At 52.5% G+C, this 22,870-nt stretch carries 15 protein-coding genes; 13 read left to right on the plus strand and 2 right to left on the minus strand.

Features of this window, described 5'->3' with window-relative positions:
* From BM123_RS23040 to BM123_RS23070, 7 genes are all read left to right on the plus strand, one after another.
* A partial coding sequence (locus BM123_RS23040; protein WP_139212070.1) for a T9SS type A sorting domain-containing protein occupies positions 1 to 273 on the plus strand: 273 nt, incomplete at its 5' end.
* Between the two features lie 134 nt (positions 274 to 407).
* On the plus strand, positions 408 to 1,100 hold the full coding sequence (locus tag BM123_RS23045) for a PH domain-containing protein (protein WP_090173385.1): 693 nt from the start codon (positions 408 to 410) through the stop codon (positions 1,098 to 1,100).
* 142 nt (positions 1,101 to 1,242) lie between these two features.
* Positions 1,243 to 2,253, plus strand: coding sequence for a hypothetical protein (locus tag BM123_RS23050; RefSeq protein ID WP_245748666.1), 1,011 nt, complete (start codon positions 1,243 to 1,245; stop codon positions 2,251 to 2,253).
* A gap of 98 nt (positions 2,254 to 2,351) precedes the next feature.
* Positions 2,352 to 3,950, plus strand: coding sequence for a phosphate ABC transporter substrate-binding/OmpA family protein (locus BM123_RS23055; protein ID WP_090173389.1), 1,599 nt, complete (start codon positions 2,352 to 2,354; stop codon positions 3,948 to 3,950).
* A 116-nt stretch (positions 3,951 to 4,066) separates the two neighbouring features.
* Positions 4,067 to 5,068 (plus strand): sensor histidine kinase, encoded by a 1,002-nt coding sequence (locus tag BM123_RS23060; RefSeq protein ID WP_090173391.1) that lies wholly within the window; start codon positions 4,067 to 4,069, stop codon positions 5,066 to 5,068.
* Between the two features lie 181 nt (positions 5,069 to 5,249).
* Complete coding sequence (gene gcvT, locus BM123_RS23065; RefSeq protein WP_090173393.1) at positions 5,250 to 6,359, plus strand: glycine cleavage system aminomethyltransferase GcvT; 1,110 nt, start codon at positions 5,250 to 5,252, stop codon at positions 6,357 to 6,359.
* Positions 6,360 to 7,252: 893 nt separating this feature from the next.
* Positions 7,253 to 8,407, plus strand: coding sequence for a 6-bladed beta-propeller (locus tag BM123_RS23070; protein WP_090173395.1), 1,155 nt, complete (start codon positions 7,253 to 7,255; stop codon positions 8,405 to 8,407).
* A gap of 89 nt (positions 8,408 to 8,496) precedes the next feature.
* On the opposite strand, the gene BM123_RS23075 is transcribed toward BM123_RS23070, so the two are convergent.
* The gene (locus BM123_RS23075) at positions 8,497 to 11,070 is read right to left on the minus strand and encodes a penicillin acylase family protein (RefSeq protein ID WP_090173396.1); all 2,574 of its coding nucleotides are present in this window, start codon (positions 11,068 to 11,070) and stop codon (positions 8,497 to 8,499) included.
* A 95-nt stretch (positions 11,071 to 11,165) separates the two neighbouring features.
* The gene (locus tag BM123_RS23080; RefSeq protein WP_245748668.1) at positions 11,166 to 14,165 is read right to left on the minus strand and encodes a PA14 domain-containing protein; all 3,000 of its coding nucleotides are present in this window, start codon (positions 14,163 to 14,165) and stop codon (positions 11,166 to 11,168) included.
* 529 nt (positions 14,166 to 14,694) lie between these two features.
* On the opposite strand from BM123_RS23080, the gene BM123_RS23085 reads away from it, so the two are divergent.
* From BM123_RS23085 to BM123_RS23110, 6 genes are all read left to right on the plus strand, one after another.
* Positions 14,695 to 15,291: a hypothetical protein gene (locus tag BM123_RS23085; RefSeq protein ID WP_090173398.1), complete on the plus strand. Its 597-nt coding sequence runs from the start codon at positions 14,695 to 14,697 to the stop codon at positions 15,289 to 15,291.
* Between the two features lie 294 nt (positions 15,292 to 15,585).
* On the plus strand, positions 15,586 to 17,097 hold the full coding sequence (locus tag BM123_RS23090) for an SUMF1/EgtB/PvdO family nonheme iron enzyme (RefSeq protein WP_090173419.1): 1,512 nt from the start codon (positions 15,586 to 15,588) through the stop codon (positions 17,095 to 17,097).
* Between the two features lie 209 nt (positions 17,098 to 17,306).
* Positions 17,307 to 18,632, plus strand: a complete 1,326-nt coding sequence (locus tag BM123_RS23095; RefSeq protein ID WP_090173400.1) for a UDP-N-acetylmuramoyl-tripeptide--D-alanyl-D-alanine ligase — start codon at positions 17,307 to 17,309, stop codon at positions 18,630 to 18,632.
* Positions 18,633 to 18,725: 93 nt separating this feature from the next.
* Positions 18,726 to 19,013: a hypothetical protein gene (locus BM123_RS23100; protein ID WP_090173402.1), complete on the plus strand. Its 288-nt coding sequence runs from the start codon at positions 18,726 to 18,728 to the stop codon at positions 19,011 to 19,013.
* Between the two features lie 511 nt (positions 19,014 to 19,524).
* Positions 19,525 to 21,051 (plus strand): S8 family peptidase, encoded by a 1,527-nt coding sequence (locus BM123_RS23105; RefSeq protein ID WP_090173404.1) that lies wholly within the window; start codon positions 19,525 to 19,527, stop codon positions 21,049 to 21,051.
* A gap of 235 nt (positions 21,052 to 21,286) precedes the next feature.
* Entirely contained in the window at positions 21,287 to 22,828 is a 1,542-nt protein-coding gene (locus tag BM123_RS23110) for a DUF547 domain-containing protein (protein ID WP_090173406.1), read from the plus strand.
* The last annotated feature ends 42 nt before the right edge of the window (positions 22,829 to 22,870 follow it).

Below are 22,870 nucleotides of genomic sequence, written 5' to 3' on the forward strand. Positions count from 1 at the left end.
ACTGAGCTTGGCAACAGCCTTGCACAGAACACGCCAAACCCAGTAGTAGAGACTACTCAAATCGCTTACACGCTGGCTACTGCCGGTCAGGTAACCCTTAACGTTCAGGACATCCAGGGCCGCACGGTCATGGTACGCGAACTGGAAGGTACTGCTGGCCGCAACGTAGTTGAGTTGAACGTGAACGAGTTGGGCGCCGCTACTGGCGTACTGACGTACACACTGACTGCCGGAGACTTCTCCGCTACGAAGAAGATGGTAGTTGTTCGCTAAGAACGACTGACGTCTCAGTCCCATCCGGAAGGATGGAAGTAAAGTGGCCCCGTCGGAGTAATCCGGCGGGGCCACTTTCATGTTTTGCGGAGCAGCAAAAAAGGTTGTAGTTTGGGCATTCACTTCATTTATCTATGTGGAAAAACCTTAAAGGCCTGTTCGTCGTCGAAGAAGAAGGCAAGAAAAAAGCTTCTTCAACTCCGGCAGCGGGTAAATCATCACCGAAAGCTGCGGCAAAACCTGCGGCACCGGCTCCCACTGCTCCTTCAACTTCCTCTGCACCAGCGTCTGCGCCCACCTCTGTTGATGGTAGCGTTAATGATCGCTTCGTAAAAGTGCTTATGGAGGCGATGGAAGCGGCGAACCTTCCGGGCTTTGATTACCTGGAGTATAAAAAAGCCCTGCAGAACCTGAAGAAAATGAATTTCACGGATAGTGTACGCTTCCAGACGGCCTATGCTACCGCACAGAGTATGGGCGTAACACCGAAGGCACTATTGGATTCTGCCCAGCATTACCTGCAAACGCTGAAGAAGGAAGAATCCAAATTTGCTCAGGCCCTGAAGGGGCAACGTGCTCAGCAGGTTAGTGATAAGGAGGCCCAACTGAAACAGCTGGATGCCAGTATTCAACAGCAAGAGGCTAAAATCAAAGAGTTGCAGGACGCCATTAAAAAGACGAAAGCCGAGCAACAGAAGCTGCGCAATACCATTAGTAAGAGTACGGAGAAGCTGTCAAAAACGCAGGCAGACTTTCAGGCGACTTACTCACTCATTGCCGGGGAGATACAAACGGACATAGAATCGATGAAGGAATATCTTAAATAGTCGATCAAATCAGGACGCTCGTCGAGCAAGCAAAACAAAGCGGGTCTTTAAGGCTTTTTGTTAAGGCGAAGGGCGTTGATTATCTTTGACCGCATCTTTTCGAACTTACTGACAATTAATAATAAATATGGAAGCACCACAGATGAAACCAAAATCCTTTTGGAAAAGACCCGAAGGGATTACCGGCCTGATGTTTTTGGCTGCTCTCCTGATTGGGGGAGGGTATCTGATAACGACTTTTGCCGCTTCGATTATGGCGTTCATTGGAACGACAATTGGCTTAGTCGTTTCTCTTGCCGTGCTCGGTGCCATTGTATACATGGTGCTGGACCCCAAGATGCGCAACCTCATATTCTATATGTACAAGAGTGTGATGCGATCCATCACCGGTATGTTTGTACAGATTGATCCGATTGGCATCCTCAAGACTTACGTGGAGGAGCTGCAGGGTAACCTGCGTAAGATGAACAAGCAAATTTCTCAGCTGCGCGCTCAGATGCACAAGCTGAAAGAAGTGATCGTGAACAACGAGCGCGAAATCAACAGCAACCTCAAACTGGCCGGTAAGGCGAAGGAGACGAACAAGCGAAATGTGATGATCCTGAAAAGCCGCCGTGCCGGCCGCTTGAAGGACAGTAACATTAAACTGGAGACGCTCTATAAGAAGATGGAGGTACTGTACCGGGTACTGACCAAGATGTACGAAAACAGCCAGATTCTGGCGGAGGACATCAAAGACCAGGTTGCAGTGAAGGAGCAGGAGCGCAAGGCGATCCACGCCAGCCATGGCGCGATGAAGTCAGCGATGAGCGTTATCAGCGGTGATCCTGACCAGCGGGCGATGTTTGATATGGCGATGGAAAACATCACCGAAGATGTTGCCAATAAAGTAGGAGAAATGGAGCGCTTCATGGAAGTATCCGCCAACTTTATGGACTCAGTAGACCTGCAAAACGGTGTCTTCGAAGAAGAAGGGATGAACATGCTGGAGCAGTGGGAAAACGAATCTACCAGCTTGCTGCTGGGTGAGGAAAAGAGCACTTTGTTGCTGAAGGCAGAGAGTGACAATGAGGTCCTGGATCTCGATGCACCCGTTCCGGAACGCGCTCGGCAGAGCGGCGGGAAGAATCAGTACGATTCTTTCTTCGACTAAGGTAAACCGAAAAATAACCGAACCCGGGGCCAGATGAACTGTCTGCTCCCGGGTTTTCATTTATCCATCCGTGAAGAACACGGATCAACCAAAACAAAATGGCACGCTTAACAACTTTTAGCAAGCTTCTCATTACTATTCTGATCCTTCTGGCGGTTGTCTTTGGGTTCAACTATTTAACCAATGGCAAACTGCTCTCCGGCGTATTGGGCGGAGGAGATGATTCAACGACTACTACTTCTGCGGGCAGTGATTCTGGCAGTGGCTCCGGTGGCGGTATTTTTGGTGGCGGCAATGATAATGGCGGCAGCAGTAGCGATGCCATTCGCGTTGGTGTTGTTACCTGGGGTGGTTACGCCGGTGGACAATACTTCAACGAAGGCTTTAAGCCCAGTGCGGAAAGCCGGTTCAAAAAAGAATACGGTATTGACGTAGAATTCGTGTTGAACGACGACGTAGTGTCCAGCCTCAATGCCTTCAAAAACGGAGACATTGACGTACACTGGTACACCATTGATGCCATGCCAACCATTATGGGCGAACTGCAGCAGTTCGATCCCGTTGTTCTCTGGCAGGCCGACTGGTCGCGGGGCGGAGACGCCATCGTCGTTAAGCGGGGCATTAACTCCGTAGCCGACCTGAAGGGCAAGAGTATTGCCGTTGCGGAACTTACTCCCAGCCACTCTTTCCTGTTGTGGCTGCTGGACGCCGGCGGCCTGAAAGCTTCTGATATCACCATTGTTGCCCAGCCATCGGCCATCGAAGCGGCGGCAGCCTTCAAGAGTGGTCAGGTAGATGCCGCGGTCGTTTGGTCTCCGGATGACGAGCTGAGTGTACGCGCGGTGCCCGGATCTAAGATTCTGGAAAGTACGCGTTCGGCTTCTAACATCATTGCGGATGTATTTTTTGCCAAGAAGGCCTACGTGGAGGCTAACCGGGACAAGCTACAGAAGCTGTACGAAGGTTGGATGCGCGGTGCGGCGGAAATTAACTCCAGCGCAGCGGCGAAACAGAAAGCCGCTAAGATCCTGGGTCGTGAGATGTCGCTTCCCGAAGCAGATGCTCTGGGCATGATTGATAACGTTCGCCTGACGACCCACGGCGACAACGTTAACTTCTTCGAGCAGAACTCTGGCTACCGCGGGGTTACCGGCGGTGACCTCTACCGCCGCATGGCGCAGGAGTATAAGAACCTGGGCTTCATCAATGGTAGCGTAGCACCTTTCCGCACGGTGGGCTACGGTAGCCTGGTTGTGGATGCCGGTAACCGCCTGACGGGTAGCGAGCACGCGGGCGAAGGCCGTACGGACTTTGCTCCGGTATCAGAGTCTGAAGGCACCAGTAAGGAAGCCATTGCTACCAAGCGCATCAGTATCAACTTCCCAACGGGCGTATCTACGCTGAACGATATGGCGAAGAGCATCATCGATGAAGAGTTCGTCCCGATCGCCAAGGCATTCGGTAACGCGCGTATCCGGATTGAGGGTAACACCGATAACACCGGTAGCCTGGCGACGAACATCGCCCTGAGTAAGAAGCGCGCCCAGGCGGTAGCGGCTTACCTGACCCGAGAGTACAATATGGACTCCGACCGATTCATCATCGTCGGAAACGGACCGAACAAACCCATTGCTAACAACAGCAGCGAGAGCGGCCGGGCGCAGAACCGCCGGACGGACTTCGAGCTGGTGAAGTAGGCAACCTCTCCCCAACCCCTCTCCGGTAAGCCTGGCCTCCGGCCTGGCGGAGAGGGGCTTAGGAAAACGCTCCGCGTTTTGGCGCATCATTCTCCTTACCATCAAAATTTTTGTTGATGCGTCGGCTTCCGCTCATCACCTACGCCATCATCGCGTATATGCTACTGGCCTTTGGTTGGTGGTCGGTGTTGTTGTTGCGGATGAACGAATCAGCGCACGAAGCACGGGTAAACGAGCTGGCCTACCGGCTGGCCGTGCAACGACAGATTGAAGAGCCGGCGGACTTCCGCCAGACCGAACAGTATTTCCGCCTCACCGAAGAATTTGAACGCCAGCAGTTCATGATCCTCGGTGAGGCGGTGCTGTTGATACTAAGCCTGGCCGGAGGGATTTACCTTTTGTACCGGAGCCTGAAGCAGGAAATCAGCGCGGCGGAGCAGCAGCGGAACTTCTTGTTGAGTATCACCCATGAGCTGAAGTCGCCCCTGGCGGGTATTCGCCTCATCCTGGAAACCTTCCAGCGGCGAAAAGAGCTTAAGCCAGAGATACAGCAAAAACTGAGCACCAATGCTCTGGCGGAAACGGACCGGCTTACGGCTCTGGTAAATGACTTACTGCTATCCGCCAAGTTAGAGAATGTGTTTGACATTAACCCCGAGGAGATTGACCTGGGGGGCTTGATCCACGAAGCAGCGGACCGGGTGGCGATGAAGTATAAAACAGCCCAGTTACACGTTGACATTGAGCCGGATCTGCCCAAAGTAATCGGTGACCGATTGGGCCTGACGAGCGTAGCCGTCAACCTGCTGGAAAATGCGGCAAAATACAGTCAGCCAAACCCGGTTATCCATACGTCTCTTCAACGGGGCGGTACTAGCGAGGTCGTCTGGGAAGTAAGCGATAACGGCATCGGCGTGCCCGACCGGGAGAAGAAACGCGTCTTTACCAAGTTTTACCGCGTGGGTAGTGAAGACACCCGTACAACGAAGGGGACGGGGCTGGGGCTCTTCATCGTTCGCCAATTGGTGGAGAAGCACAAAGGGCAATTGGAGCTACTGGATAATGAGCCTAAGGGGACGACTTTTCGGATTTATTTGCCGGTGAGGCAGGATTTGTAAATCCCCTTCCCAAGAGGGAGGGAGCTGTGAAAACGCTCCGCGCTTTTGAGACCAGAAAGCTCCTCAATCTATCGTACTTTGCGCTCCCTCAGTGGATCGCTGTGATTCCCTCCGTGAACCTCCGTGGTTATTTTCAGTTACCATTGCCAATTAGCCATAACCAGCCAAACCAAAATATACCATGCAAACCACCCCCCTCACCGAAACCCACCGTGCGCTGGGCGCCAAGCTTGTCGACTTTGCCGGCTTTGAGATGCCGCTTACCTACACCAGCCTGAAGGAAGAGCACCTTGCCGTCCGCAATGGCGTCGGTATGTTTGATGTATCCCACATGGGGGAATTCATTGTGCGAGGAGCGGGTGCCCGAGATCTGGTGCAGTACGTCACCAGCAACAATGTGGACCGGCTGGAACCAGGCCAGGCCCAGTACAGCTGCCTGCCACGGCCCGCCGGGGGCATCGTGGATGATCTTTTGGTATACCGCCTGCCACCCAACCCCGCGATGGGCATGGACGATGGCCACCCCGCTTATATGCTGGTAGTGAATGCGGGCAACATTGCGAAAGACTGGGACTGGTTCAAAAGCCACAACACCTTCGGTGCCGAGATGTTGGACATCAGCGCGAAGACGGCCCTGCTCGCCGTTCAGGGACCGAAGGCAACGGAAGTCCTTCAACAACTGACCGACGTCAAGCTGGCGGACATCCCTTACTACCACTTCGTGCGTGGCACGATGGCCGGGCAGGATAACGTCATCATCTCCGCCACGGGCTACACCGGATCGGGCGGCTTTGAGCTATACTTCGATGCCTCGGTAGCGGAATCTGTTTGGGAGAAAATCATGAAGGCGGGCAAAGATGCTGGTCTCCTCGCCTGCGGCCTCGGCTGTCGGGATACCCTCCGCCTGGAGAAAGGCTACTGCCTCTACGGCAACGACATCAACGATACGACGACCCCGCTAGAAGCGGGGCTGGGCTGGATCACGAAACTTAAGGCGGGCGACTTCGTCGGCCGTGACCACCTGCTGGCCCAAAAAGAAGCTGGCGTTGGTCGCCGCCTCGTCGGTTTTAAGCTCGATGGCCGCCGCGCGCCCCGTAACGGCTACGGCCTGCTGGACGCGGAAGGCAAGTCCATCGGTGAAGTCACTAGCGGCACCCACTCGCCCTCACTGGATTACCCCATCGGGCTGGGCTACGTTGCCACCGGCCACCACGCACCCGGCACCCGTATCCAGGTAGACCTGGGACGGAAGCAGTTGGAGGCGGAAGTGGTGAAGATTCCGTTTTTGTAGGGAGGCACGCTCCGTTTGCAGCTAAATTTCTCCACTCGAAGAGTGTAAGTAACCCTTCATCACTGATGTAGGAGGCAATAGACTTTTTTAACTAAAAAAGCTTGGTTGGTTCAAACCATGGCCTCAATTTCGACTCGATGACTTTGGGGAAGTTTGGGGAAGTTTGGGGAAGTTTGGGGAAGTTTGGGGAAGTTTGGGGAACTTTGGAATTAATTTAGGGCTTGTAAATGAAAAGGACCTGCTATCCTTTCCTTATTAGCAGCTTTGCCAGAAAGTTTTTGGTGTTTAAATTAAAGCTTCATGAAGTTTAAATTCTTGTTTAATGCCGCTATGACTCTTGCGGTTTTCTCTTTAATATTATTCTCGTCTACTATGATAAGTGCCCAAGAAGGAGGAGGAGGAGCTGTCGAAACAGAAGATTGTGGTGATGATGGTGGTGTCATAGGTATAACTTGTGGGCGTCATTATGGAAAATGCTGGACGTGCGTCAGCGATTTTTGGAATGGAGAATATTGTGCTTGGGACGGCGGCCCAACAGTAACATGTGGTCCAGCCCATTTGGGAGGATGTTAGTACAGTAGAGTTGTAACTGGACGACTGTCTCCATTGGGAAAGGGCGACTTGTATTAATAAATAGTTAAGGCGCAAACCGAATTGTCAAACAAGAAAATCTATCGAACACTATTTGTTCGTCGTTTTATCAGCTATTATCTATAGAAGATAAGATAACAAATGATTTCTAGGTTGGTAATTTTGTTTGCGCTTGCTATATTTTAGAAGACCATTGAAATCTAGTGGTCGGGAACCTAGATTCGACCATTAGGTTATTGCTGTAGCGAGATGGCGTTTCTGTCAAAAAACTTACAGCTCACGTCAAAAAAGCGCACTATAATATGAATCTCAAGCCGCTAAATTTTAGAAATCCATCATTTGTTAGAAGAACAATATTTCTACTGCTCTTTGCCTCTTTGCTTTTTACGTGTGAAGAGGAAGAAAGTGTAAAAGGTGAGTTTGTGATTGATGTTTTAAACCTGGAATCAATATCTCCCGAAAATGTTTTTTTAAATCCAATTGCGGTGCCGTTAGAATTGACATCGGAATCAGCTATTAAGGTTGTCACGAAAATAATCGCTACCGATGAAAACTATTTCGTACTTGATGAGAGATCATACACTGTTTTCATATTCGATAGTACTGGAAAGTACGTTTCCAAAATAGTCAATACTGGAGACGGGCCAAATTCTATTGATATTATTTATGACATCAGATTTAATCTTTTTACGCCAGAAAATGAAATAGAGTTAATGTCTCCTAAAGGGAAAGTAGTGAGTTATGATCTCGATTCAAAAGAGTACAAAACAATAATTGGTAGTAATTCTGATTTGAATTCGATTTACGGATTTATCAATGTCACTAATGATATTTCGCTGTTTTATACGCAGAAAGGAAGTCATAAGCTGACTTATTACTCTAGGGAAAAGGGTGAGGTAATAGATGGAAAGTTAAAGAACAATACTGCGAAAATGGTGCCTTTAGGTTCTCCATGCCCGTTTTTGGCGGAGGAAAACGATCCTGCGTTTTTTTTAGATCAATATACTTCCGAGGTATACGAGATAGATGGTATGGAATTGATTAAACTGGGGCAATACGATTTTGTTGGCCAAAACCTATCGATACCTGACCTCCCATTATTTGTGACGGATCCGAGTTCACTTGCTGATTATACTTTTGAAAATAACCTGGTATACCCCATTGTAAGTTATCGAAGGACAAAAAAATCAGTAGGAATGACCGTAGTTCAATCCGGAAAGTCTGGTAAAACACTTGTTTTTGATAAGGCAAGCGGATGGCGTATTGTTGATCGAATAGATAAGTTTCGTTTTAATCCATTTATATCTACCATGAAGGACAAGACCGTAGGCGTGCTTATTGATCCTACTAGTCTTTATCAGATTTTTCCCAATATAGACGATTCTCTAATTGACGACTTTGATGTAGAAAGAGAAATGAATCCCATTTTGATAACCTATTCTTTTTTAAAAGAATAATCAGATTATGGCACGTTAAAGTGTTGCGTGAGTAGCCTTACGTCTTAAATGTAGTAGTAGATTGGTGAATGTTAAGGTTAAGTGAGCTTTTACTCCACCCGCCAGTGCCCGGCAGATTTCAGCTTAGCCTCACCTGTATCTTCCCACCGCACCAACTCATGGTAGCGCCCGTTCTCCCAATCATCCAGATCGATGGTATAGAGTTCGCTGGCCGGATGGCCGGAGGGGCCGCCGGGTAATGCACCCCAGGCACGGGGTTGGGGGCCGAGCTCAACGACCATCCGCCAGCTGGCCCCATGGCTGCCGCTCAGGGCACGAGGGGAGTAGCGGCTGCCGCCGGTCTTGATCAGGCCTGAGCCAAAGCCAGGGATTTGCCCGAGGTGATTGACGTGGGAGTTACGCATTTCGGCCCAGGTTTCGGGGAGCTCGCCGTCGAGCTCTTCGAGAATTTCGTCGAAGGCGCGTTGCGTGAGGGTGGCAACGGTTTCGCGGAAGCCGGCGGTGCTGTCGATGTCGAAGATGGGGTGCGTCGGCTTTTCGCGCACCAGATCGTTCCATTTCCAGAGATCGGGGCGGACGTAACCGGAATCGCGTGGCATCTCGTCGAAAGTGAAAGAATAAACCTTACGCCACCAGAGTTCGAAGAGGCTGGCGGCGCGGCTGTTGCCTTCGCAGTTGTAGTCCCACTCGGAGATGAGACGAAGAAGTGCCCGGCCGTCGCTGTCCAGCGCATCGCGCTTGATTCTGGCGATGAGGAGTGGCGTTAGTTCTTCGGCGAAGAGGTTTTGACTACTGAGTTGCAGCTCTTTCATGGTACGCTGATTCATCACCGCATGGTGATCGAGGTAGCGGTTGATGAAACGGCCGCGGTATTCGTCAAAGCCGCCGATGTAGGGGTAGGGATAGTTGGGGCCGGTAGTGACCTGATTGGCGGAGGAAACGTAGCCCCGGGTGGGGTTTTTATGCTCGGGGCGGGCGTCGAAGGGGATCGTGCCGGACCAGTTATTGACGCGGTGGCTACCGGGAAGGGGCGTAGCCCCGTCGCCTACGGCACGGATGGGAAAGAAGCCGTTGGGCCTAATGCCGATGTCACCGTCTTTATGGGCAAAAATGAAATTTTGCGCTGGGCCTACATAACCCCGCAGGGCTTGTTTGTAATCCTCATAGCTGGTGGCACTCATCAGCCCCAGAAAGGTGCCGACGATGGTGTGCGGACGAAATTTATTGCCGGGCGTATCGTGTGCCAGCCAGCGCATGGCGTGATCAGCGTAAGGACCATCGGTGTAGGGGACGGGCCCAAAGACGGTCCAGGGCGTTTCGATGACCTCCGAGGCCTGGCCCTTGACGAACACCGTGTCTTTAACCATCCTTGCACCTGCGGCCGCGCCGTCCAATCGGTATTTCGTGCGTGTAGTGTCGGTCCACTCGATCGCGAACCAGTCCGTCACGTCATGTCCCACATTGGTTTCTCCGTAAGCGACGTGGTCGTTGAAGCCGATCATGATGCCCGGTGTGCCCGGCAGGCCAACGCCCCGCGCATTTACGCCGGGGTAGCTGACCTGAATCTCGTACCAGATACTTGGTAGCGTCAGGCTCAGGTGCGGGTCACTGGCCAGCATCGGGTGGCGGGTGTTGGATTTGTTTGGGGCAACGGCCCAATTATTCGAGCCATTGTCCGGGTGAGCGGGCATTAGGGTGTAAGCATCTTCCGGTCCGGCCACGTAAAGCCGATCATCGTTCAAACTGTAGGCTTCATCATACAGGGGCGCGGTCCCGAGGTCCGGCTTCGCCTCGTCGGGATCACTTCCTGCTTTTGTAGCAGGCGCGGCCGCAGGTGCAATGGCCCCCATCCGCCGCTCCGCGTCGGCCCCCTGCGGGGGAGCGTTGAGGGGCAAGGGAGCGATGGGTTGGGTGTTCCGGTACCGCCCGTCGTCGGGGACGATGGGGCTGGCCCGGGGGAATCGTTTAGGAAAAAGCTCATTGAATAAATCCGGGCCGAAGTCCTGCCGGGTTTTGGCCGTGCGGGCATCGTCGTAGCGGGCACTGAGTGACTGGGCCATCCCCATACCCAGCAGAGCCGTTCGGTAGGGGCTCCAGCGGAGGGGCTCGTGGTCGAGCAACTTATACTCTACGGGGTAATCCTTAGGGTCGAGCTGATCGAGCCAGGCATTGACGCCGGCGGAATAGGCTTCCAGCATACGGTAGTCGTCGGGAAACTGCAGTCGCATAGTATCGGTCTCCCGCGCTGCGGTGTAACGGAATCCCCGGCGGACCTGATCAATGTCTCGCTTCATCGTCCGCTTTCCGAGGATTTCACTCAGGCGGCCTTCGGTGGCGCGGGTGCTGATGTCCATCTGCCAGAGTCGGTCAGCAGCATTCACGAATCCCTGCAGAAAACAGGCGCTTTCCAGATCGTCGGCAAAAACGTGGGGCACGCCCCGGTCATCAAAGAAGATATCTCCCTTCGCCAGGGGGTGGTTGAGGGAGAACGCCCGCCCTTCCCGGTCATTCAGCTGGGGTAAGGTATTGCGCCAAAAACCGGTGGCTGGGTTGAAAAAGTCGCCAAGTGCGGGCACGGGCAGGCCCGCAGGACCAGCATAGTTGCCGAAGAACAGCCAGATGCCAAAGCAGAGGGCGGCGGCGGCGAGTTTGATGTATTTCATGGAAGGGGAATTAATCCGGACGCTCAAAGGACTTTAGCCATAGAGCTGAAAGCGAAAAGGCTAAAGTCCTTTGAGCGTCCGGATGTATTGTTTAATCAACGACTCACCTGCGGAACATAGTTCACGGTTGTCCAGCTCTCCGTTGACCAGAGCTGACGGCCACTCGTGTCCCGCCATTCCTGCGGCAGGCGGAAGTAATAGACGTGTTCCGTTTTCAGCCCGTCGAAGGTAAGGCGGACTTTTTTACGGTCGGCACTCCACTGAATATCATTGACGGTGAGTGGTGTTTCGTCCATTTTGGGGCCGCCATAATTAGCGGTTGGCAGGTAGTACCAGCGGGTGAGTGGGAACTCTGCGGCGGATTTGCCGAAGCCCTCCGCCACGGGTTGGGTGAACTCCAGCTCGAAGCCATCGGCTTCCGTCCGGATGGCGAGTACCTCAAAGGCAGGCTCTCCGTTGTACTTCACGCTTTGCAAGCCGTAGTAGAGCTTGCCGGCGTCTCCCCAGTTGCCCGTGGAGCCGACCATGCCAATGTAGAGCGCCCCATCCGGCCCCCAGACATTACGGTTGACGCCGGCTTCCAGCCCCTGGATGAAGCGGAAGACCGTTCCCTGGTACTGGCCGTTGACTTGTTCGACGAAGACGCGTTTCAGTCCGCCATGAGTTATTTCTCCGTGAATCATTTGTCCTTTGTAGGGGCCGTCATTGAGGTAGTTCGGGGTGGAAGGGCTGTTGCCGATCTCGTCTTGCGGCAGCCAGACGACGGGGGGCTTTACCGTTTTGTTTTCTTCACCCGGAACGGCGTAGGAGTTAAAGAAAGCGCCTTCGGTAACGTGCAGGATTTTGCTGGCCGGCAGCCAGTCTCCCTGATTGTCGGCGATGAAGAGCTCGCCGTCTACGCCTTGGTTGATGCCGTTGGGTGTACGCAGGCCGCTGGCGATGTACTCCAGCTCACCGGTCTCCCGGTGAATGCGGACACACTTACCCCGGCTTCGTGGTTGGTTCGGGGCACTGGCGCCGCCGGGCAGAATACCAATGGCCAGGGTAGCGTAGAAGTAAGGCGCTTCGTAGGCGAGCCCGAAGCCGAACTCATGAAAATTGGCGGTCGTCTCCCAGTCGTTGCAGACGGTCTGGTATTCATCAATGAGCTCGTCCCCATCGTGATCGATCAGGCGGGTGAGTTCCTGCTTCTGCATGATGTAGATCTCGTCATCCACTACTTTTAGCCCAAGGGGCTCGGCCAGGCCGGTGGCGATCTTTTTGGTCGTCATTTGGCTGGGCTCTCCGGTCTGGACACCGTCGATGAGGTAAACGGCTCCTTCGGCATCCCAGGTAGAGACGACGAGGCGGCCATCGGAGAGGAAATCCATGCCGCCAACCTTGGGCGTGAAACCATCGGGCCTGGCCTGCCGCAGGGTGTAGGCGGGGTGAACGTCGGTGAGGCGGGTGGCGTCTCCGGGGCGGATTTTGCCGCGGTCCATGGGCTCGGGCAGCTCCGCAACAAGGTTTTGCCTGAGGTCGTAACCGAGATTCTCCGTGGGGACGGTCTGCCATTCGGGGCTGAAGAAAGATCGCCACTCGAAAATCACCGTCTGCCCGCCACCGTTTTCGAAGTACTCGATGGTGAAGGGGTGGTTGCCGGCGGCCAGGGCGATTTCGCCGTCTCTTGCTTCGGGGCCGTGGAGGCCGTCGGCGTTGACGATCTCCTGCCCGTCGATGATCAGTCGGCTGCCGTCATCGCTGGCCAGCCGGAAGAGGTAGTTGCTTGTCTCCGGAATCTTCAGGTAACCGCTGAAGCGGATGGCGAAGAGATCTTCGAGCTTACCGAAGTCCGCTCCGTCGAAACGTATGCGGGGAACGACGCCGGTGAAGAGCGGTTCTTTCTCCCAGGCAACTTGTTCCAGGCGGCTGATGCCGTCCGGGACGGGGAAAACTTCCGCCCGGGCACCAGCGCCGAGACCGTCGTCGGTAATGGCGGGGTCTGCTTCGAGGGCATCGGTTTTACTGGCGAAGAGGATGCCGGGGTCTTCTGCTACCATCTCCGCTTCGGAGTCCTTGTCGAGGTCAAGGACCCACTGCACCATTGTCCGGATGTCAGATGGGGGAATATGGTCGTGGGCGGTCATGGCGGCTTTGCCCCAGACGCCGGCTCCACCCTTAATCACTTTAGCGGAGAGCTTCTCGAGACTAGCTGTGGTATTGGGGTAGCGTTCGGCGATGGCCATGTAGGCAGGGCCAATGGTTTTTACCCGGGTGTTGTGGCAGGTTTTGCAGCCGTTGCGTTCGATGAGTTTTTCGCCGGCCTCGCGGGCGTCGGCGAGGATTGCCCCGGCGTCGGCGTTATCGTCGGGAAGGGTGGGGGAGCGGACGAAGTGAGTACGCAGATAGGTGGGCTGATCGGTAGCCATGGTGAGTACTCCGTAAATGGATAAGGCGCGGAGGTTGGAAGTCCGAACGTCTTGCTGCTCCATCACTTCGAACCTGGCGTTAGTACTGATGCTTTTACTCGTGGGAATCCCATCTATGACACAGCGAAGCGCCAGACTACTGTTTTCGGGCACTCCCTCAACGAAAAAAGTTCTTTCCAGACCCATCAGCCCGTTTTCCCGGAGAATAACTTCCGGCCGCTCCGTGACCGTTACGTTGAAGGAGCCATCCGTTGCCATGAGTTTACTCTTGATGTAGAGCTGCCCATCTTTGATTTCGTGCCCGAGGTACTGTACATCCGGGCGTACGGGGGACATGTTTCCCTGCTGGTAGAGCAACCAATGTTGGGCCATGGTATCCTTCAGCCAAACCTTGCCGATGGCTTCTGGCTGCGGGCCGTGGGCGGTGGTGTACACGGCACCATCCAGATCTACGTCGCCCTTCCATGCTTTGTATAGGGCGCCGGTTTCGGCGCTGTAAGCGACGAAAAGATCTTTGTGTAGGGCGGCAGTAAGCATTCGGGGCTGATCATCCAGCACTGAGCGGAAAACCCAGGGGCTTAGGGCTCGCTCATGGGTGGGGAATTCTGTCTGCTGACATCCACCCAGGATTATCAGACAAGACAGTAGGGCTGAAAGCCGGGAAAAGAGGAGGAAATGGTTTTGCATGATCGATTAAATACTTGGAAGCCAGGAATGCACTAAAAGGGAAACCAAAAATAGAATTAAAGGTGGCTTTGATACGGTGAACCTGATTAAACTTTTGGTTTGCCTCTTTAACCCGCCCTGTTCTCCCTCTGGCTTTGTTGTTAAAACTACCAGTAGCCTGAGGGGATACTCGATTTTAGACACCTTGCCATTAGAAAACAGGATTCGAAGCGGCCAGCTAAGAAAAGTTTAAACGGATTCAATGCAAAAGAACATATTAGTAAAAAGCCGTCTATCTTTGTGCCAGTACCGACCCCAAAACCAGGGCAATCGCAAACTCATCGGACGCTCAAAGGAACTCAGCAATTCCGCCTCCGGCTCCATTGCTGAGCACGCTTCGAAGTCCCGAAACGACTGATCAGAACCTCGAAGTATACGTTTTCCGGAGCGGAGCGTAGGAGAAAACATTCCCTTCCCTTCGAGGCTGCTGCGCGGTGAGCGTTCGGCTCTGAGCTTACGATTGCCCTAATCCCAAAACCTATCATAATAGATGCGTACCTATTTTTTTGTCCTGTTTTTTGTTTTGTTTGCTGTAAGTAGTCAACCGGTTTCTGCTCAGGCAGGTAATCCCGCTACCGCGGATTCTGTTAGCCTGAGCCAACAATTTGACGAAATGCTGCGTGTTTCTAACCGTTATCAGGGCTTCAAGGTCATTCGGCAGAACTACCTGGCGGCTTTTATCGCTAATGTCACCGATTCGATCGGTGGTTATACAAAAGAAATCAGCACGCTCAATGGTACGATTTCCACTCAGGCAGAGCGCTTAGATAAACAAGAGACGACCATTCAGGAGAAGGATTTGGAAATTTCTCAACTGAACGAAGAAAAAGACGGCGTCAGCCTTCTGGGGTTTCAGCTCAGCAAAGCGACGTACAGCCTGATTATGTGGTCAGCTATTATTGGCTTGTTAGCCTTACTGCTATTGGCACTGGCGCGGATGCGGCTTGCGGTGTCAAGCGCTAATGAAGCCAGCACGCACAACGCAAAACTGACCGAGGAGCTGGAAAAAGCCCGTAAAAGACGCCTCGAGGTGGAGCAGAACCTTCGCCGACAGCTGCAGGATGAGATTAATAAGCGGGGGAAGTAGGCAATAGACTTCAGGGCAACAGGGAGATAGCCAAATAACCGTACTATTAGTGTGGATATCTGCTTCTGCTGTTTCGCCTGGCAACTTTGCACTTTCAGAAATTGCCTGCACCTGCGTATGCGCCTGAAAAAAAGAAAAGTGAATCCACCGAAAATTTTAAGATTTACTGCACAATAGAGTAGGGGAGAATGGGGTTTAACTTTCCGTACCGGGCGCCATCCCTCCGTAGTCATCCCCTACGTCGTATATTTGCGCCCTGAAATTTCTGGAAACAACTTGGTTTACCTCAGCTTTATGAAATACTGGCTAAAAGCTCTCCCACTCTTCCTTTTGGTGGGCATTCTCACTTCCTGCGGCAGTAATGATCGCTCCCGGACTACGGGCTGGAAGATGAACGACTCCAAATGGGGTGGTTTCGAAACCAAATCGGACTATAAGGGGCAGGAGACACCTCCCAATATGGTGTTAGTCCCTGGCGGTAACTTCGTAATGGGTTTCACGGAAGAAGACGTGCCTTACGACTGGGATAATATTCCACGTCGTGTGACGGTCTCTACTTTTTTCATGGACCAGACGGAAATCAGTAACGAAGATTACCTTTTCTACCTGGCCTGGACGCAGCTTTCTTACGGAGATTCCTACCCCGAGGTCTATCTGAATGCACTACCTGACACGCTGGTGTGGCGTGACGAGCTGTCGTTCAACGAGCCCTACGTACAGAACTACTTCCGCCATCCGGCTACGAAGGATCACCCCGTAGTAGGTGTGAGCTGGAGACAGGCCCGGGAATACGCCCGCTGGCGTACGGACCGGATGAATGAAGCGATTCTGATCGAAAAAGGCATTCTGAACCCGAGCCCTGAGGCACGTGATGATGGTGTCTTTGTGACCGACTCCTACATGGCAGGTCAGTACGAAGGCAATGTTCGTAAAGGCGTTAAGGACCTTCGCACAGGGGGTGACCGTCAGGTTAAATTAGAGGATGGTATCCTGCAGCCAGAATTCCGTCTGCCAACAGAAGCAGAATGGGAATACGCTGCTTTGGCACTTTCCGGTCTTCAGGCTAATGAGAAAGACGAAAACTACACCGACCGTCGGATCTACCCATGGTCTGGCACCAGTGTTCGTTACCAGCGCCATGATCGCTACCAGGGACAGATGTACGCTAACTTCAAGCGTCGTGGTGGTGATTACATGGGTATTGCCGGTAAGCCTAATGACGGATCTTCCGTGACAACGGCTGTTTTCGAAAACTACCCCAATGACTTTGGCCTTTATAACATGGCCGGAAACGTTAACGAATGGGTACTGGACCTTTACCGTCCTCTGACCACCCAGACGCTTAATGATTTCGAGAACCACGATCTCAACTCTTTCCGGGGTAACGATTTCCGTGATGTAAAGCGTGACCCTACCGATGGTGCTCCGCTACCGAAAGACAGCCTTGGCCGCCTTCAGTACGAGTACGTAAAGGATGAAGACGCAGCTCAGCGTGACAACTACAAGAAAGGTCGTGTATACAACTACCTCGATGGCGATGAGCAGTCTGAGGCTTCTTACGAAACTAACAAGCACACCCTGATCAGTGATAAGGCCCGCGTTTATAAGGGTGGTAGCTGGGCTGACCGTGCTTACTGGCTTAGCCCGGGCAACCGTCGCTTCATGGATGAAGACAAGGCCAGCCGTACGGTAGGTTTCCGTTGCGCCATGATCCACATGGGCGGAGAATCAGAAGTTGGAGAAAGTGCCCGTAAGAAAAACCGCTTCGGAGCAGACCCCAAGAAGCGCCGCCGCGCGCGCCGGTAGAACCGAGCGATAGCCTGACCGATAACAGTACTGCTTTTCAGGGTGCTCTTATCTTGCCAGAAATAAAAAGCGATCAGCGATCAGCATACAGCCCTTACGGGGCTGGTGATGATAGCTGGTCGCTTTTTCGTTAAAGTAAGCGGAATGCTGAAAGACAAATTCGGAGAATTGCCGGATATCTGTGATGAAACCTGTTTTATATTTACGGCATGACGGAATACGCAACCGGGGAAAATCTTTATGCCGCTTACCTGCGACACCCAAACATTCGGATTGACAGCCGGAAGGTTAGTTCTGGCGACCTGTTTGTGGGTTTGGCGGGCACGCAGGTGCAAGGGAATAAATACGCCGCAGCTGCGCTGGCGGCTGGCGCGGCTTTTGCCGTCGTCGATGATCCGGAGGTAGTGGTGGAAGGAGATGACCGCTACCTGTTGGTGCCTGACAGCCTGAAGGCTTTGCAGGAAATGGCCATGGAGCACCGTCGGCGCCACCGGATGCCGGTGCTGGCCATCACGGGCAGTAATGGAAAGACGACCACCAAAGAGTTGGTGAACGCCGTTATGTCTCGTCAATATCGGGTCCACTGTACACCTGGCAATTACAACAACCATCTGGGGCTTCCGCTGACGATACTCATGACCCCTCCGGATACGGAGATGACCATTCTGGAGATGGGGGCCAACCACGTGGGAGAGATTGCTGAGCTCTGCCGCCTGGGGCGGCCGACGCACGGCCTGGTGACCAACGTGGGAGAAGCTCATCTGGAAGGCTTCGGTGGGATAGAAGGTGTCATCAAAGGCAAGGGGGAACTCTATGACTATCTGGCGACTAATCGCGGGGTTGCCTTCATTAACGCCGATGAGGACCACCTGACAGAAATGGCTGCTGCTAACAACCGCCTCATTTTTTACAAAGTGAGTGAGCAGCTTACGAGCGAAGAGCCTGCGCTGGAAATAGGCGTGCACAGTCTTCATCCGTTTATCGATGTCTCCTTCCTGAATGAGAACGGTGAGCTAATGCGCACCGAAGTTCAGCTGAGTGGAAAGCACAACCTGCAGAATGTTAAAACGGCCATTGCCGTGGGGAAATATTTTAAAGTGGGAGGGACAAAAATTGCGGAGGCATTATCAAGCTATCGTTCTGATAATCACCGAAGCCAGCTACTGGAGCATCGGGGGGTATCCTTTTATTGGGATGCTTACAATGCCAACCCCAGTAGTGTGGTGGCATCTTTGTCTGGCTTCGGTACTGATCATCCGGCGGGAGATGCAGTCATAATACTCGGGGAGATGCTGGAACTGGGAGAGGCTGAAGCCGCCGCACACCGAAAAGTAGCGCTGCGCGCCGGACAAACCGCACGAACCGTGATCTTGGTCGGGGCGGCGATGAAGGACGTAGCCCGGGAGTTTGACCGGCCCTGGTTTGCGGATAGTACAGCCCTGGCAGCCTGGTTCTGGGAACAAAACTGGGAGGGGAAGACGGTATTCGTGAAGGGTAGCCGGGGTAACCGACTGGAACGTTTATTGGCTGATTAAGACCTGGAAATCTCTGGATTGAAGTGATAGCGGTATATTCGCCATTATATCACCCTGTCTCAGTCTCTTAATACACCGCTAATCCCATCTCCCTTGCAACGACAACTATTTGAATCTTCGCTGGAAGAGAGTACCCCTCCGAGTAACTCCTCAAAAGAAATAGCTGCTTTATGGTGGCTAAAGAAGCGAAACTGGCAGAAAGCCCATGATCTGATTGATAGAGAGCCTGGTCCGGATTGCGCCTGGGTGCACGCTCTTTTGCACAGAATGGAAGGAGACGAAAGGAACGCAGAGTATTGGTACGCTCGCTCCGGCCGCCAAAGGGGAATGAGTACTATCGGGCAGGAAATTGATGATATGCTCGATTATTTTCTGGATTGATTTACCCTTGATTGCGGGTGACCCTCTCAATTGTAATACTTTACCCTGTTTTCAGGAACGGTCATTCGCTAAGCCTTGAAAGTCTGTTGCCGTATCTATCAGCCATATTGGTTGTACCTGAGGCATTTTCTCCAACTCTAAGAAGATCAGGCAAAGGAATAGCAAGTCGCCAGGTCTGCCGGCAATGTAGCTTCCGTGCCGGTTTTTTTAAATTGTTTTATCTCTTAGTAATAGTCCCCGGAATGGGGGCTGTAGAAGGTGGATAGAGTTGCTACGTTGCACGTTCGTATAGCGAAATTTCGCTAAAATTCTGATGTTTACTATATTTACCGTACAAACCACCACACTTTCATCAATTTCCGTTTATTGTTTTGATCTGGGAGGCAATTTCAATATGTGTACTCATGGGCTTTTATGCTCCTTATCTCCCTTTTGCAAACGGTTTGGCTTTGCTCATTGCATCGCCTGCGTACGTATCAGGATCAGGCAAGACGGAATTAACCAACTCATTATGCAACGTATTTTACTCTGCTGCGTGCTTGCGTTCACGCTTTTTTCTTGTCAGGAAGAACTCATTAGCCCGGTAGAGGCTAATGGTCCGGAAGACGTTCAGACCCCGCTCACTAAGTCAGAAATCAACAAGATAGTAGAAGAGCATCTTTTTGCTACTGATGACGTCTTCGACTGGAACGAGACGACTAATCTCGTCGTTTGGAGTGCCATCAACCTCAGCGAAAACCATGCCTCCCTTGGCTATCAGCCTGCTGGTTACCAAAACATCGAAGAAACTATCCATGAAATTGACGTTACGGCAGGAGCATGGAAAACTACTCGTGACGAGCTGGTCAATGACCTGCTGGAAGCCACGGAGCGCCTGACGGGAGAAGCCATTTCGGAAGAAGATCTCTTTGTTTACGAAGAGGATGGGGTACTACCCATTCTGGACGTGAAAGTGCTGCATCCCGGCATCATTGAGGAGTTTCGTACCCGCCCGGATGTTCGCTACCTCGAGCCATCTAACTACAATGCCGCTGAGGTTGATCTTCGTTCCGGTTCTGGTTGCTCTGAGGCACCAAGCAGTAATGTGAACACTTCAGATTATACCACCATCAGCCCAGGAGCCAAGATGCCCTGGAACTATGCCTACATGAACATCCCTCAGGCCTGGGCGCGTAGCCAGGGAGACAATATTGGTATTGCCATCATTGACACCGGAGTCTACCCAACACAAAGCAAACTGGGCAGCTCGTTCAGCAGCGGCTGGAGCACGGGCCGTTACATCAGTAAGTATGGTACTTACGAGCCAAGTTGGTGGAGTAGCAGAACCGATGGCCCTAATGACCAGTGTGGCCACGGAACGCAGATGGCAGGTTTGGCTGCTGGCCCACGTACCAGTTCCGGTAGCACGGTGGGGGTCGCCTATAAGGCAAACCTGGTGACTTACCGGGCTACTTCTGATGTGATCGTCAATGGCAGTAAGGAAAAGAAGGGCGTAAAGAACGCTCTGGTAGCCATCGGCAATCGCTCTGATGTAAAGATCGTATCCATGAGCATCGGTGATGTTTTCAGCAGTGGCACCGTGAAGGATGGTATCCGCTACGCCAATAACCGGGGTAAGTTGATTCTTTGTGCTGCAGGTACTTCCCTGAGCTGGACGAGCTGGTGGGGTGTAATCTTCCCCGCTAATATGAGTGAGACGACTGCCGTAACCGGCGTCCGCAGCGGTAGCCCGATGCAGCGTTGTAATACCTGCCATGACGGTAGCAAGGTTGACTTCGTCGCCGTAATGCAGCGCAGCTGGGATACTGACCGTACCAGCCTGACTCTTAGTCGGTACAACAACACTCCCGGCTACGTAGGAGGTTCCAGCGCAGCCACCGCCACAACGGCCGGTATTGCGGCCCTCGTTTGGGCTACGAACCCGAGCCAGAGCCGCAGCCAGGTACTGAACCGGATGAAGCAAGCGGCCTCGATCTACCCGGGCCGTAGCGGAAACTTTGGCTGGGGAATCATTGATGCCAATCAGGCAACCCAGTAAGCTAGTAAGCCACAGAGGAACACGGAGGTTATCACGGAGGTCCACAGAGAGTCTATTAAGATTTCTCTGTGGGCCTCTGTGTTTTCCTCTGCGCCCCTTTGTGGTCAAAAACGCTGATTTTATTCTATCCGGGAAAAATTGATAAGTCTTCGGGATAAATCTGTGAGGATTGGCCTCCCTGACGCCCCCAACTTTGTGATGTAATCAATAACGATCATTTCATAAATAACTTATCATGTTTAAATCAATCCTCACATTCACGCTTAGCGCCTTTCTTTTTTCCGGTCTTTTCGCCGAAGGTACTCTTGACGGCTTTTTCAGTTCAACGGATAAATTGCTGATGGAATACGTTCAGCAGGGAAGAGTTAATTATACCGAGCTGAAAGCTTCTGGTGATTTAGCCCCACTGGTAGCCACTATTGCATCTACGGATATTACCACCTTGAAGGGAAATGAGCGCAAAGCCTTCCTGATCAATGCTTATAATGTTTTAGTGGTCAATCAGGCTTTGGAAAATTATCCTTTAAAATCCGTACTGGACGTAAACGGCTTTTTCGATAGTAAGAAGCAAAACGTCGGCGGTAAAAAACTGACGCTTAACCAGCTGGAAAAAGACCTGCTGATTAAAGAATATAAAGATGCTCGCCTTCACTTTGTGTTGGTATGCGGTGCCACGGGCTGCCCGCCCATCACTAACTTCGCTTACCAGCCTGACCAACTGGAGGCACAGCTTAACAAGCAGACCCGCTTAGCCCTTAATGATGGACAATTCATCCGCGTAGAAGGACAAAACGTACAGCTGTCTAAAATCTTCGAATGGTACGCCGGCGACTTTGGCGGCAGCAAGGCAAATGTCCTTTCCTATATCAATGGCTTCCGTAAAACAGCCCTTCCCGCAGCGGCAAAGGTGAGCTACTACGAGTACGACTGGAGTCTGAACAAGACAACCGGCCGTGCGGCGGTAGAGCCTACTGAAGAAGGTGGTGTGGCACCACCTTCCGGTGGGAACAACGCTGCCCGCTACGTCGTGTCTTCTGCTATCCCGAAGGGTAGCTTCGAAATAAAAGTCTTCAACAATCTTTATAGCCAGGAGGCCGCCGGTGAGCGGTCTTCCTTCTTTACGACCAGTACGAGTGTATTGTATGGGGCGACGGATCGGTTTAACGTCGGTTTTGACCTCCGCTACCGTCGCGTTCGCTACGACGAGGCGGGTACGGCCAGTAACTTTGACGTATTGAGTAACGGAGGCACATTCTCCCGCTCTGCCATCACGGGCTTTGGGCCAAAAGTACGGATCGCGCCCTTCAATAACCTTCCCAACTTCTCCATACAGAGTGCCCTGTGGCTGCCCGTTGCCGATAATCTGAGTGGCGCGGAAGGCGGTCGGTTTACCGAATTCGACGGAGCTATCTGGTTTACTCAGATATTCAATGACTTCCCCATTGGCAATAACTTTAGCTTCTTCGCAGAGACCGACATTGTGTTGGAAGATATCGGTAGCCAGGACGAAGGGCGCCTCAACCGCTTTTCCACGCCCGTGACGGGCATCTTCAGCTACTTCCCGACACCTAAGACGACGCTTTACGGACTGGCGAGCTACAGCCCTTACTGGCAGGAAGATTTTGACTACTTCTACCAATTAGGCGTAGGGGCCAAATATCAGTTCACGCCAAAGTTTGAGCTTGAATTGCTGGCGACGGCTTTTGATAATCAATTCCTAAGTGCGAACGATGGCACGGCCGGTACGGTAAACCTGGGCTTACGATTCAATCTGTAACTCCGGTTTGTACCGCCGACTTCAGTCGGCGAATTATTTTTC

The organism is Neolewinella agarilytica (genome assembly GCF_900110645.1).
Classification (GTDB): Bacteria; Bacteroidota; Bacteroidia; order Chitinophagales; family Saprospiraceae; genus Neolewinella; species Neolewinella agarilytica.

Excerpts from the sequence above, each read along its gene's own strand:
- BM123_RS23045 (WP_090173385.1), top strand. The coding sequence starts at position 408 with ATGTGGAAAAACCTTAAAGGCCTGTTCGTCGTCGAAGAAGAAGGCAAG.
- BM123_RS23050 (WP_245748666.1), top strand. The coding sequence starts at position 1,243 with ATGAAACCAAAATCCTTTTGGAAAAGACCCGAAGGGATTACCGGCCTG.
- BM123_RS23055 (WP_090173389.1), top strand. The coding sequence starts at position 2,352 with ATGGCACGCTTAACAACTTTTAGCAAGCTTCTCATTACTATTCTGATC.
- BM123_RS23060 (WP_090173391.1), top strand. The coding sequence starts at position 4,067 with ATGCGTCGGCTTCCGCTCATCACCTACGCCATCATCGCGTATATGCTA.
- gcvT (WP_090173393.1), top strand. The coding sequence starts at position 5,250 with ATGCAAACCACCCCCCTCACCGAAACCCACCGTGCGCTGGGCGCCAAG.
- BM123_RS23070 (WP_090173395.1), top strand. The coding sequence starts at position 7,253 with ATGAATCTCAAGCCGCTAAATTTTAGAAATCCATCATTTGTTAGAAGA.
- BM123_RS23075 (WP_090173396.1), bottom strand. The coding sequence starts at position 11,070 with ATGAAATACATCAAACTCGCCGCCGCCGCCCTCTGCTTTGGCATCTGG.
- BM123_RS23080 (WP_245748668.1), bottom strand. The coding sequence starts at position 14,165 with ATGCAAAACCATTTCCTCCTCTTTTCCCGGCTTTCAGCCCTACTGTCT.
- BM123_RS23085 (WP_090173398.1), top strand. The coding sequence starts at position 14,695 with ATGCGTACCTATTTTTTTGTCCTGTTTTTTGTTTTGTTTGCTGTAAGT.
- BM123_RS23090 (WP_090173419.1), top strand. The coding sequence starts at position 15,586 with ATGAAATACTGGCTAAAAGCTCTCCCACTCTTCCTTTTGGTGGGCATT.
- BM123_RS23095 (WP_090173400.1), top strand. The coding sequence starts at position 17,307 with ATGACGGAATACGCAACCGGGGAAAATCTTTATGCCGCTTACCTGCGA.
- BM123_RS23105 (WP_090173404.1), top strand. The coding sequence starts at position 19,525 with ATGCAACGTATTTTACTCTGCTGCGTGCTTGCGTTCACGCTTTTTTCT.
- BM123_RS23110 (WP_090173406.1), top strand. The coding sequence starts at position 21,287 with ATGTTTAAATCAATCCTCACATTCACGCTTAGCGCCTTTCTTTTTTCC.